This window comes from Candidatus Pelagibacter sp. Uisw_121 (genome assembly GCF_047722545.1).
Lineage (GTDB): Bacteria > Pseudomonadota > Alphaproteobacteria > Pelagibacterales > Pelagibacteraceae > Pelagibacter.
Window position 1 is genome coordinate 1,207,698 of sequence record NZ_CP159816.1, and the last position, 12,270, is coordinate 1,219,967.

The 12,270-nt window shown below is 31.4% G+C and carries 13 protein-coding genes; 2 read left to right on the top strand and 11 right to left on the bottom strand.

Annotation, left to right across the window (positions count from 1 at the left end; all coding sequences use genetic code 11):
- Window position 1: 1 nt before the first annotated feature.
- Genes ABXT52_RS06440 through ffh form a run of 8 tightly spaced genes read right to left on the bottom strand, consistent with a single transcriptional unit; the run spans window position 2 to window position 8,043 of the window.
- Window positions 2-1,765 (bottom strand): acyl-CoA dehydrogenase family protein, encoded by a 1,764-nt coding sequence (locus tag ABXT52_RS06440; protein ID WP_415271735.1) that lies wholly within the window; start codon window positions 1,763-1,765, stop codon window positions 2-4.
- A gap of 26 nt (window positions 1,766-1,791) precedes the next feature.
- Window positions 1,792-2,898: a 3-isopropylmalate dehydrogenase gene (leuB, locus tag ABXT52_RS06445; protein WP_415271736.1), complete on the bottom strand. Its 1,107-nt coding sequence runs from the start codon at window positions 2,896-2,898 to the stop codon at window positions 1,792-1,794.
- The gene (leuD, locus tag ABXT52_RS06450; RefSeq protein WP_415271737.1) at window positions 2,885-3,496 is read right to left on the bottom strand and encodes a 3-isopropylmalate dehydratase small subunit; all 612 of its coding nucleotides are present in this window, start codon (window positions 3,494-3,496) and stop codon (window positions 2,885-2,887) included. Before leuD ends, leuB begins: the two co-directional genes overlap by 14 nt.
- A gap of 1 nt (window position 3,497) precedes the next feature.
- Complete coding sequence (gene leuC, locus ABXT52_RS06455) at window positions 3,498-4,901, bottom strand: 3-isopropylmalate dehydratase large subunit (RefSeq protein WP_415271738.1); 1,404 nt, start codon at window positions 4,899-4,901, stop codon at window positions 3,498-3,500.
- The gene (gene rplS / locus ABXT52_RS06460; protein WP_415271739.1) at window positions 4,892-5,437 is read right to left on the bottom strand and encodes a 50S ribosomal protein L19; all 546 of its coding nucleotides are present in this window, start codon (window positions 5,435-5,437) and stop codon (window positions 4,892-4,894) included. The genes leuC and rplS overlap by 10 nt, the downstream gene beginning before the upstream one ends.
- Before the next feature lie 16 nt (window positions 5,438-5,453).
- Entirely contained in the window at window positions 5,454-6,140 is a 687-nt protein-coding gene (gene trmD / locus ABXT52_RS06465; protein WP_415271740.1) for a tRNA (guanosine(37)-N1)-methyltransferase TrmD, read from the bottom strand.
- 8 nt (window positions 6,141-6,148) lie between these two features.
- Window positions 6,149-6,670 carry a 30S ribosomal protein S16 gene (gene rpsP, locus ABXT52_RS06470; protein WP_415271741.1) on the bottom strand — a complete coding sequence of 174 codons (522 nt, stop codon included), beginning with the start codon at window positions 6,668-6,670 and terminating at the stop codon, window positions 6,149-6,151.
- 14 nt (window positions 6,671-6,684) lie between these two features.
- Window positions 6,685-8,043 (bottom strand): signal recognition particle protein, encoded by a 1,359-nt coding sequence (ffh, locus tag ABXT52_RS06475; RefSeq protein WP_415271742.1) that lies wholly within the window; start codon window positions 8,041-8,043, stop codon window positions 6,685-6,687.
- Between the two features lie 159 nt (window positions 8,044-8,202).
- Between ffh and dapF the strand changes: the two genes are divergently transcribed.
- Both dapF and ftsY read left to right on the top strand, forming a co-directional pair.
- Window positions 8,203-9,027, top strand: coding sequence for a diaminopimelate epimerase (gene dapF / locus ABXT52_RS06480; protein WP_415271743.1), 825 nt, complete (start codon window positions 8,203-8,205; stop codon window positions 9,025-9,027).
- The gene (ftsY, locus tag ABXT52_RS06485) at window positions 9,027-9,944 is read left to right on the top strand and encodes a signal recognition particle-docking protein FtsY (RefSeq protein ID WP_415271744.1); all 918 of its coding nucleotides are present in this window, start codon (window positions 9,027-9,029) and stop codon (window positions 9,942-9,944) included. The genes dapF and ftsY overlap by 1 nt, the downstream gene beginning before the upstream one ends.
- On the opposite strand, the gene ABXT52_RS06490 is transcribed toward ftsY, so the two are convergent.
- The 3 genes from ABXT52_RS06490 to ABXT52_RS06500 are packed head-to-tail and all read right to left on the bottom strand — an operon-like array spanning window position 9,937 to window position 12,263.
- Window positions 9,937-10,500, bottom strand: a complete 564-nt coding sequence (locus ABXT52_RS06490; RefSeq protein ID WP_415271745.1) for a hypothetical protein — start codon at window positions 10,498-10,500, stop codon at window positions 9,937-9,939. The two genes, ftsY and ABXT52_RS06490, sit on opposite strands and share 8 nt — an antisense overlap.
- 49 nt (window positions 10,501-10,549) lie before the next feature.
- Window positions 10,550-11,368: an alpha/beta hydrolase gene (locus ABXT52_RS06495; protein WP_415271746.1), complete on the bottom strand. Its 819-nt coding sequence runs from the start codon at window positions 11,366-11,368 to the stop codon at window positions 10,550-10,552.
- A complete protein-coding gene (locus ABXT52_RS06500) occupies window positions 11,352-12,263 on the bottom strand; it encodes a DMT family transporter (RefSeq protein WP_415271747.1) in 912 nt (303 codons plus the stop codon). The genes ABXT52_RS06495 and ABXT52_RS06500 overlap by 17 nt, the downstream gene beginning before the upstream one ends.
- Window positions 12,264-12,270 lie beyond the last annotated feature (7 nt).

The window sequence follows — 12,270 nt, forward strand, 5'->3', positions numbered from 1 at the left end:
ATTAACTGAATTTAAAATTCATTATATAATCACTTCCCAATGTGGCAGTTTTAAAATGACTTTCGGCTCTTGGTAAAACTCTTTTAAAATAAAAATTTGCTGTTTGAATTTTATCCTCATAAAAGTCTTTGTTTTGTTCATAATCTTTAAAACATACCTCTAAAACTTTTATCCACGCATGTGCTATAGACACAAACCCCAATGCTTTTAAATAGTCATTGCATGCTGCACTTGCATCATCTTTTGAGTTTTGAACCTTTTCTTTAATCCAATCAGTAAAGGTAGATAAGATCTCTAAATGTATTTTTAGCTCTTTTATGAAAGGTTTTAATTTTTCATTTTCAATACTGCAATCATTCTTAATCAATTCTAAATACTTATTAATTATATCGCCATTTTTATTTACCAACTTTCTAAAAACTAAATCTGCTGCTTGGATTGAGTTTGTTCCTTCATAAATGGGGGTGATTCTATTATCTCTATATAGTTGTTCTATTCCTTGGTCTTTTGTATACCCATAACCACCATGAACCTGCATAGCCTCACTAGTTATTTCCATTCCCATATCACTAAACATCGTTTTAACCACTGGTGTCATTAAAGACACAAGATCTGACGCTTCCTGCTTTATTTTTTCTTCTGGATGATAAAGACTAACTTCTGTTTGTTGAGATAACCAAAAACATAAAGCTCTTTCACCTTCAATAATAGATTTCATATTAAGCAAAGATTTTCTAATATCAGCATGCTCAATAATAAAATCTGCTCCATTAGTTGATTTTGTATTATTTGTTTTTCCTTGTTTCCTTTCTTTCGCGTAACTTAAAGAATTTTGATAGGCTATTTCAGAAATTCCTAAGCCCTGAATTCCTACAACAATTCTCTCTAAATTCATCATAGTAAACATTGCATTTAACCCTTTATTCTTTAATCCAATCATATATCCAGTTGCATCATCAAAGTTTAATACACATGTAGCAGAACCTTTAATTCCCATTTTGCTTTCTATAGAACCTGTAGAAACTCCATTTCTTGCGCCAATAGATCCATCTTCATTTACCACAAACTTAGGTACTAAAAATAAGCTTATTCCTTTTGTTCCTGCTGGAGAGTCAGCTACTCTTGCAATAACTAAATGGATAATATTCTCCGTTAAGTCTTGATCACCTGAAGTAATAAAAATTTTCTGTCCACTTAATTTAAAAGATCCGTCAGATTGCTCAATAGCTTTAGTTTTTAAAAGTCCTAAATCAGTTCCACAAACTGGTTCGGTAAGACACATCGTACCACTCCATTTTCCTTCAACCATTTTTGGAAGGTATTTTTCTTTTATTTTATCTGTAGCATGATGAGAAATACAATTATATGCACCAATACTTAACTCACTATAAAGTTTAAATGATAAACTTGCAGATGATAACATTTCATCAAAAAAAGCACTTACAGTTTTTGGCATGCCTTGCCCTCCATATTTTGGATCACAAGAAAGTGAAGTCCAGCCATCTTCTATATATTTAGAATAAGCTTCTTTATAGCCAGGCGGTGTTCTAACCACACCATTCTCTAGAACTGTTGGGTTTTCATCACCTGATTTTGCTAATGGTAATATTAAGTTTTGATTAATCTTAGCTGCTTCTTCTAAAATATCTTTTACTAATTCTGAATTAACTTCTTTGTATTTTTCAAGATCATTATAATTTTTATTATTTCTTAATTTATCAAAAAGAAACATCATGTCTTCTACTGGTGCAGTATAATTTGGCATTCCAGAACTTTAGAATAATTATTTAATTATTGCAATTTTGAAATTATCGCATCACCCATATCTGATGTTGATACTTCTTTTTTTCCCTCAGAAATAATGTCTTTTGTTCTAAGACCATCATTTAAGACATCTTGCACAGCTTTTTCTAAAGCATCAGCTTCATTATCTAAATCCAATGAGTATCTTAAGGCCATTGCAAAACTTAAAATTGAGGCTATTGGATTTGCAATTTCTTTTCCAGCAATATCTGGTGCAGAACCATGAATAGGTTCGTACATAGCTCTCATTTCTCCATCTTTATTTTTTGCACCTAAAGAAGCTGATGGCAATAAACCAAGAGATCCCGTTAACATTGAGGCTTGATCAGAAAGCATATCTCCAAATAAATTGTCAGTAACAATCACATCAAATTGCTTTGGGTTTTTTAATAATTGCATTGCACAATTGTCAGCAAGCATATGACTTAATTCTACATCTTTATATTCTTTGTCGTGTAGCTCTTGGACTTCTTCTTTCCAAAGTTGCCCAGCTTCCATTACATTCGATTTTTCACATGAAGTAACCTTATTTGATCTCTTTCTTGCTAGATCAAAAGCTACTTTTGCTACTCTAACTATTTCGCTAGTTGTATATGAGTGGGTATTAATTCCCTTTCTTTCACCATTTTCTATTGGCTTAATTCCTCTTGGCTCACCAAAATAAATTCCACCTGTTAACTCTCTAACTATCATAATGTCTAATCCAGATACAATTTCTGGTTTTAGGGTTGAGGCATCAACTAATTGCTCAAAACAAATTGCGGGTCTTAAATTTGCAAATAGTTTTAATTCTTTTCTTAATTTCAATAAGGCTCTTTCTGGTTTTTTTGAAAAATCTAAGTTATCCCATTTTGGTCCACCAACTGCACCCAACATAACAAATTCACTTTCTAAAGCTTTATAAAAAACTTCATCCGTAATTGGTGTTCCATGCTTATCATAAGAACAACCACCAGCTAAATCTTCATCAATTTCAAAATCTAGAGATTTATTTGAATTCAACCATAAAATAACTTTTTTAACTTCTTGAATAACTTCAGGTCCAATGCCATCCCCAGGTAGAAGTAAAATTTTTCTTTTTTTAATTTTTATCATTAAATATCCATGGTTTACTATTTTTTAAGTTTTCTTCAAAGGTTGTGATTTTTTCTTTTTTGGCTAATGACAGCGCAATATCATCAAGCCCTTCTAATAAACATTTTTTCTTAAAAGGATCAATATCAAACTTGATTTCACTATTTCCAAAAATTACCTTTTCTTCATTTAAGTCTATTGAAATTTCTTCTTTTCTTTTTGAATATTCTGATAATTCTTTTATTTTTTCTTCTGGTAAAGTAATTGGTAAAATTCCATTTTTGAAACAGTTACTGTAAAAAATATCAGCATAACTAGAGCTTATCACGCATGTAATTCCAAAATCTAAAAGTGCCCATGGCGCGTGCTCTCTTGATGAACCGCAGCCAAAGTTTTTTCCTGCAATTAATATTTTTGATTGATTGTGAGGTTTTTGATTTAGAATAAAATCTTTTATTTCATTTCCATTATCATCATACCTCATTTCAAAAAATAAGTTTTTTCCTAACCCTGTTCTTTTAATTGTTTTAAGAAATTGTTTTGGAATAATCATATCTGTATCAATATTTACTATTGGTAAATAAACTGGGATACTTGTAAGTGAATTGAATTTTTGCATTTTAGTTTTGATACTTTCTAACATCATCTAAGTTTCCAGAAATTGCAGCTGCTGCTGCCATTCCAGGGCTGACTAAATGTGTTCTTCCACCTCTACCCTGTCTTCCTTCAAAATTTCTGTTTGAAGTTGAAGCACATCTTTCTCCTTGTTTTAATTTATCTGCATTCATTGCAAGACACATCGAACAACCGGGCTCTCTCCATTCAAAACCTGAAGCTATAAATATTTTATCTAGGCCTTCCTGCTCTGCCTGCTCTTTAACTAAGCCTGAGCCTGGAACAACCATTGCATGAACATGGAATGCTTTCTTTTTATCTTTTAATATTTTAGCAGCTTCTCTCAAATCTTCAATTCTACCATTCGTACAGCTTCCTATAAAAACCTTATCAATCTTAATATCTGTAGCAAGTGTATCCGCCTCTAAACCCATGTAATTTAATGACCTTTCTAAAGAGTTTCTTTTGTCTTCATCTTGTTCATTTTTAGGATTTGGAACTTTGCCATCTATAGTGATTACATCTTGTGGAGAAGTTCCCCAGGTAATCATTGGTAAAATATCTTCTGCTACTAAATCTATTTCTTTATCAAATTTAGCTCCATCATCAGTTTTTAAATTTTCCCAATATTTCATAGCCTTATCCCAATTTTCATTTTTTGGAGACATTGGTTTACCTTTTAAATATTCAAATATTTTTTCATCTGGAGCAATTAATCCTGCTCTTGCTCCTCCCTCAATAGTCATATTACAAATTGTCATTCGTTGTTCTACACTTAAAGATGAAATCAGACTGCCAGCGTACTCAATAACAGACCCTGTTCCTCCTGCAGTTCCAATATTTCCTATAATTTGTAAAATTACGTCTTTAGAGGTAACACCAATGGGAAGTTTTCCATTAACATTAATTCTAAAATTCTTTGCTTTTTTTTGAACCAATGTTTGTGTTGCTAAGACATGCTCTACTTCAGAGGTACCAATTCCAAATGCCAAAGCACCAAATGCGCCATGTGTTGCTGTATGACTGTCTCCACAAACAATCACTGTACCAGGTTGTGTAAAACCTTGTTCTGGACCAATGATATGAACAATTCCTTGTCTCTTGTCGTTCATTCCTAAATATTGAATTCCAAATTCTTTACAATTGCTTTCTAGGGTGTCTACTTGGATTTTAGACTCTGCATCTGCAATTCCTTTTGACCTATCAGTAGTTGGAACATTATGATCTGCAACTGCTAGTGTTAAGCCAGGTTGTCTAACTTTTCTTTTAGAATTTCTTAATCCTTCAAATGCCTGTGGACTTGTCACTTCATGTACCAAATGTCTATCAACAAATAATAATGCTGTGCCATCATCTTGTTGATCTACTAAATGATCGTTCCAAATTTTATCGTAAAGAGTTAAAGGCATTGAAAAAAAATTATTTTTTTTTCTTCTGTTTTTTCTATTTTTGGTTCTGCTTGAACTTCTGGTTGTTTTTCAGGAGCTGATTGAACCTCTGTTTGTTTTTCCAATTCTACAGCCACTGGTGCTAAAGTTTCTTCTGTTACCACTTCTGGTTTAACATCAACTTCTATACCAATTTTTTTTCTAATTTTTTCTGCAATTCTAGCTGATTTACCTGTTCTGTCTCTTAGGTAATATAATTTTGCTCTTCTAACTTTACCATGACGGATAACTGTAATTGTATCTATAACTGTACCATACAGTGGAAATGTTCTTTCAACACCTTCACCGAAGGAAATTTTTCTAACTGTAAATGAAGAGTTTATATCCCTGTTTTTTCTAGCTATACACACACCTTCAAAATATTGAATTCTATCTTTTTTACCCTCTGTAATTCTAACACCAACTTTTATTACATCTCCTGGAAAAAAATCTGGTATTTTCTTCTCAGTTAGTATCTTTTTAACGTTATGTTGGTTTATTTCTTCAATTGTTTTCATATTAATATTTATCAAATTAATTTTTCTTATATTTTTCCCACAAATCTGGCCTTCGGACGCGTGTTATAGCCTCTGATTGTGATAAACGCCAGTCTTTAATTTTGTTATGATCTCCTGATAATAGCACTTCTGGAACACTTTTTTCCTCCCAAATTTGAGGTTTTGTGTATTGAGGATACTCCAAAAGCCCGTTCTCAAAACTCTCATCAGTCTTTGACTGTTCATTTCCCAAGACACCTGGAAGCAATCTAAGAACACTATCTAGTATAACTAATGCTGCTGTTTCACCTCCAGATAAAATAAAATCTCCTATACTAAGTTCTTCTATATTTCTTGTAGATAACAGCCTTTCATCAACACCTTCAAAATGACCACAAATTAAACTAATAGATTTTTCTTTTGATAATTCTAATGCCAATTTCTGATCAAGCTTTTTTCCTTTTGGTGATAAATAAAAAATTCTCTCCCCGTCTTTTTTATTTTGATCAAGTGATTTTGCTAAAATATCAGCTTTCAACAGCATTCCTGATCCACCTCCAAAAGGAGTGTCGTCTACTGTTTTGTGTTTATCCTCGGCAGCATCTCTAATATTAACAACTTTTAAATCCCAAATTTTATTTGTTAAAGCTTTTCCATATAGCCCTTTATTTAAAGGACCAGGAAAAAAATCAGGATAGAGTGTGAATATCTGAGCTTGCAACATGAATCCAACTATTTAGCTTCTTCCTTGGGAGCTTCTGCTGCTGGTGCTGCTTCTGCTTTAGGAGCTTCTCCCTTTGGAGCTGCTGCTGCTGGTGCTGCTTCTGCTTTAGGAGCTTCTTCCTTTGGAGCTGCTTCTGCTTTAGGAGCTTCTTCCTTTGGAGCTGCTTCTGCTTTAGGAGCTTCTTCCTTTGGAGCTGCTGCTGCTGGTGCTGCTTCATCTCCTTCTTTTTTTCTTTCTTTTTTAGGAATAGCTTTATTTGGGTTACTACCGTTTGCAGGCATTGCTATAATACCATTTTCACCTAGAATTCTTGCAACTCTAGTAGTTGGTTGAGCACCTTGACCTAACCAATATTTAATTCTTTCTGCTTCTAGTCCTACTCTTTCTTTTTTATCTTTTGGTAAAAGAGGATTAAAGAATCCTACCTTCTCAATAAATCTTCCATCTCTTGCACGACGACTGTCGGCTATAACTACTTTGTATACTGGTCTTTTTTTTGTTCCGCCTCTTGATAGTCTTATTTTTATCATTTTTTTTCCTTTTTTTATTTAAGTTGATTTAGTAGCTCTGGAGGTATTCCTTTATCAGACATACCCTTCAGGTTTCCTTTTGACATCTTCTTCATCATTTCAGACATCATTTTAAATTGCTTAAGCAATTTATTGATAGTGGCCGCATCTGTTCCAGAGCCATTAGCAATTCTTTTTTTCCTAGAACCATCAATGATTTTAGGATTTCCTCTTTCTTTTTTTGTCATAGATAAAATGATTGCTTCATTTTTAGTAATAACGCTTTCATCAATTCCTGAAGCATCCATTTGTGATTTCATTTTAGAAACACCTGGCATAAACGACATAATTCCTTCTATGCCTCCCATTTTTTTCATTTGTCTAAGCTGTGTTAAATAATCTTCCATAGAGAATTGCCCTTTTTTTAAATTCTCTTCTGCTTTTTTTATATTCTCTTCACCAAGATCTTCTGCAGCTTTTTCGACAAGAGAAACGATGTCTCCCATACCTAATATTCTATTAGCTATTCTATCTGGGTGAAAAACCTCTAAATTTTCTATTTTTTCTCCTACCCCTAAAAACTTAATTGGCACTTGAGAAACATATTTCATACTAAGGGCCGCACCACCTCTTGCATCACCATCAGCTCTTGTTAAAACAATACCTGTCAAATTTACAGTATTCTTAAATTCTTTTGCCACTTCTGCAGCAACTTGTCCTGTTAAAGAATCTGCAACTAAAAATACTTCTGTTGGTTTAATTATACTTTCTATTTGTTTAATTTCACTCATCATCTGAAGGTCTATTTGTGTTCTCCCTGCTGTATCAAATAATATAATCTCTGCCCCATTTAGGTTTGCAGCACTTACTGCTCTTCGACAAATATCTGCTGGTAGCTGACCTTCAATAATGGGTAGTGTTAAAATATCATTTTGCTCTCCTAATGATCTTAGTTGTTCTTGTGCAGCTGGCCTATACACATCAAGACTGACCATCATTATTTTTTTCTTTTTATTTTTTTCTAAATATTTGGCTAATTTTGCTGTTGTAGTGGTTTTACCAGAACCTTGAAGACCTACCAGCATCATTGGAACTGGCGGAACTGCATTTAAATTAATATCTGTGTTGCTTTCACCTAAAAGGCTTACTAGTTCGTCATAAACAATTTTAACAACCATATCTCCCGGGGAGGTTGATCGAATTATTTCTTGACCCATAACCTTTGGCTTAACTTTTTCTATAAAATCTTTAGTTACATCTAGAGATACATCGGCTTCTAATAAAGCCTGTTTAATACTTCTTAGGCCTTCATCTACTTGATTCTCATCAAGTGAAGCTGCTTTTTTTAAAGAAGAAAAAATTTCTTCGAATTTATTTGTTAAGTTTTCAAACATATTTATTACGCACAGCAGTTTCGCACTAGTGGGCGAATATCGCTGACTAGTGTTGATCTCTTTGTCTCCAAAGACACCACAAATTTAACGTTTTTGTGGAAACGAAAACAACCTATAATAGAGGTTCAAAAAGTCAATAAATAAGTTAAATATCTACATATGGATATTAAAGCATTTAAAATGGATGGTTTGGGCAATGATTTTGTAATTATCGATCAAAGAAGCCAGAATTTCAATTTAAACAAAGATCAAATAATTAAAGTATGTGATCGTAATTTCATTGGATGTGATCAACTCATTCTAATTAATAAAAATAAAGAAACAGATGCAGATGTAGAATTCTATAATTCAGATGGAAGTGCATCTGGTGCCTGTGGAAATGGTACTAGGTGTGTGGCAGATCTTTTATCAAAAGAAAGTGGTAAAAAGGAAATAACACTCTTAACAGCTTCTGGCCCTCTAAAATCAAAAATTTTAGGAAATAATTTAGTTGAGACTGAAATCGGTATACCAAAAGTTAATTGGCAAGAGATTCCTTTAAATAAGCAACTAGATACACAAGACTTAAAAATTGAAATTATCGATAGAAATAATACCAAACATATTGGTGGAACAGCCATAAATGTAGGCAATCCACACATAATTTTTTTTGTAGACGATATTGAAGCATTTGACTTACAAACTATTGGTCCAAAAATTGAAAATCATCAACTATTTCCAGAAAAATGTAATGTAACGTTGGCAAAAGTTATAAATAAAAATTTAATAAAAGTAAAAGTGTGGGAAAGAGGAGCTGGACTTACTAAAGCTTGTGGTACAGCAGCTTGTGCAACTGCTGTTGCAGCTAATATTAATAATCTAGTTGAAAAAACTACAGATATAGCATTTGCGTTAGGTAGTTTAACAATTTCTATTGATGAAAGAAATAGCATTCACATGAAAGGACCTGTGTCTGATATCAAAAATATTGACATTAAATTATAATGGGAATTTTTGATAAATTTAAAATTGGTTTTAAAAAAAGTGCTTCTGCATTTACATCTGGTTTAAGAGATATAATTGTAAAAAAAGAAATAGATGACAAAACATTAGATCAAATTGAAGAATATTTAATTCAATCAGACGTTGGTCTTATTGCAGCTGAAGAAATTAAAAAAATTATTGGTCAAGAAAAGATTGACCCAAAAAAAGATATTATGAATGAGGTAAATTTAATTCTTAAAAACTATATAATCTCTTTAATGAAACCTTTGGAAAATGAGAATTTTTTTAATAAAAAAGAAAAACTCAACGCAATCCTAATATCAGGAGTTAACGGGGTTGGAAAAACGACAACTATTGGAAAAGTTGGTAAAATTTTAAAATCTAACGGTAACAAAGTTATGTTTTCTGCCTGCGATACGTTTAGAGCAGCTGCTATAGAACAATTAGAAAGTTGGGCTAATAAAATTGATGTACAAATTACAAAATCTACTCAAGGGTCCGACCCCGCATCAGTTGCCTACAAAGCAATTGAGGAAGCATTAAAGAGTGATTTTAATCATGTTTTAATTGATACAGCAGGGAGATTACAAAATAAAAAAAATTTAATGGAAGAATATAAAAAAATTGCCAATGTGACTAAAAAGATAGATCCAGATGCTCCTCACGATGTAATCCTAGTGCTTGACGCAACCTCTGGCCAAAATGTAATCAATCAAGTGGAAGAATTTAACAAAATTATACCCCTTACTGGTTTGATAATGACAAAATTAGATGGTACTGCAAAAGGAGGAATTTTATTAGCACTTGCTAAAAAATATAAGCTTCCCATAATCGCTCTTGGACTTGGTGAAAAAGAAGATGATTTACAAATTTTTAATGCAGAAAAATTTGCTGAAGCATTTACTCAAATTAATTAATTAGATTATTAGAAATTAAAGGCTTGTAGTAGTTACATTTATAATTTTCTTTAAGATCTGAATGTCCACAATTTTTTGCAATTGATGAAATTATAAAATTAAACTTACCATTTGATGGGTATGAATTTAATTTTTTTTTAGCAATATCAAATTTGAAATTTTTTCTTATATTTTTAATTGCACTAATCATGACTAAAGTGTTGTTATCTTTTAATAGATAATAAGCAAAGTCTTCTGGAAAAACTGGATAATCATAACCTTCTAAAAGGTGTTTTGCCTGTGAAGGAAACCATTCGTATGAAATTAATGGTGATGAAATTTTTGTTTCATAATTATAGATATATAAATCCTGAGGAAAATCTGTAACATAATTATAATCCTCCCCTCTTGCTAAAATAGCTTTATCTCTAGTTTTAAAAAAAAGAGCAAAATTTTTATTATGTGAATTCATTTGTCCTATATGAAAGAGATTATTTGCTGAAGATTCTGTATTTTCTGCAATTGTAGAACTTGCAATAAAGATTAAATAAAATGATATTATAATAAATTTTTTCACTATCTTTTTATAGAAATGAAATTTGTGAATTATTTGGTCAGATTGTGGCTTAATTTAAACTCTTTAAAAATTCCCTCAAAACCTCTATCATCTTTTCGTTGTATTCCATCATGTGATTGTCTTTTTCAGAAAAGTAAGAATATTTTGGTTTATTTGCTAATTCATACATTTTTTTTCCCATCCAGAATGGCACTATTTTATCTGCTTCTCCATGCATTATCAGAATTGGAGACTTAAGATTTTTAATTTTTTTATCACTTTCGTATTTGTCTTTAAGTAAAAATCTGATTGGAAAATATGGGTACACATTTTTTGCTGCATCAACCATAGATGTAAATGGAGATTCCAGTATAACGCCTGCAAATTTATACTTTTGAGCAACATGAGTTGCAATTCCAGTACCTAAAGACTCACCATACAAAACAATGTCATTATCTTTAAGGCCTTTTCTTTTTAACCAATTAATTGCACTCTCACCATCTTCATATAAACCTTTTTCAGATGGTTCACCTAAGTTTCCACTAAATCCTCTCCAAGAAATGATAAGAAAATTTATATTCATTTCTTTAAAATGATTAATTTTATGTATTCTGTTTTCTAATGTTCCTGCATTACCATGAAAGAAAACGATAGTTTTAAAATTTCTAAGGTCTTTTTCATGAAACCATCCTAGTAACTCAAAATTATCACCTGTCTCAATCTTTACTTTTTCTATTTTAACTTTTAATTCATCGCCAAAATAATTATTTTCTTTTGGGTGATATAATAAGTTTCGTTGAAATATAAATATAATGAAAAGTAAAGAAAAGTAAGCTATCGGAATAATTAAAATTAACTTCAATAAATACTCTTTAAGTTTTTTTTTCATATTTACTTTTTTTTTTAACTAAATAAACACCGCCAAAAACCAAGACAGTTCCTAAATAATGATAATACTCTAACTGTTCATTAAAAAATAGAAAACCATAAATAGCGCTATAAACAGTAAAAATATAAAGCGTAAAACCAGTAATTGAAGCACCAAGTTTCTTTTGTGCCATTGTATATAAGGTGAATGCTATAATTCCTGGTGATATAGCTGCAAATAAAACCCACATAAAAAAGTCTGAATTAAAAACAGTTCTTACAAAGAAAGTCTCTTCTATTAAATAAAATGGAAGCAAACTGACCATACCAAAGAATGCAATTAATGTAAATCTGTCAAAAATTTTTAGATTTGTTTTCCAATAAAATAGATAAATAGAATAAAGAGCCCATCCTATTGCAGAAGCTAACATCCAGAGGTCACCAATTGTAAATTTAAGACCAATTAATAAGGATAAATCGCCTTTAATAATAATAGCAAAAACACCTATTAAACATGAAACTAGTCCAATAATCCTAAGAAGATTAATCTTTTCTTTAAAAAATAAACTTGAGATTATGATTATAAATATTGGAGAAGATGAATATATAATTCCCATGTTGGTAACTGTTGTTGTTTGACCTGCTAAAAATGGGAAAGCTCCACAAACACCACAACCCATCGATCCAATGAAAAATATTCTTTTATATTCTTGTTTTACAAACTTAAAATTTTTTTTTAAAGAACTGTAGGTAAATGGAAGTAATATTAAAAAAACTGCAGTCCATCTCCAAAAAGCTAGAGATATTGGAGGAACATACTCAACCCCACCTCTTGCAACAATTAAGTTACTAGCCATAAAAATTGGTTGAATAAATAATAATAAAAAAGGTAAATAGCTATTTTTAGAATTATTCACGTAAAGG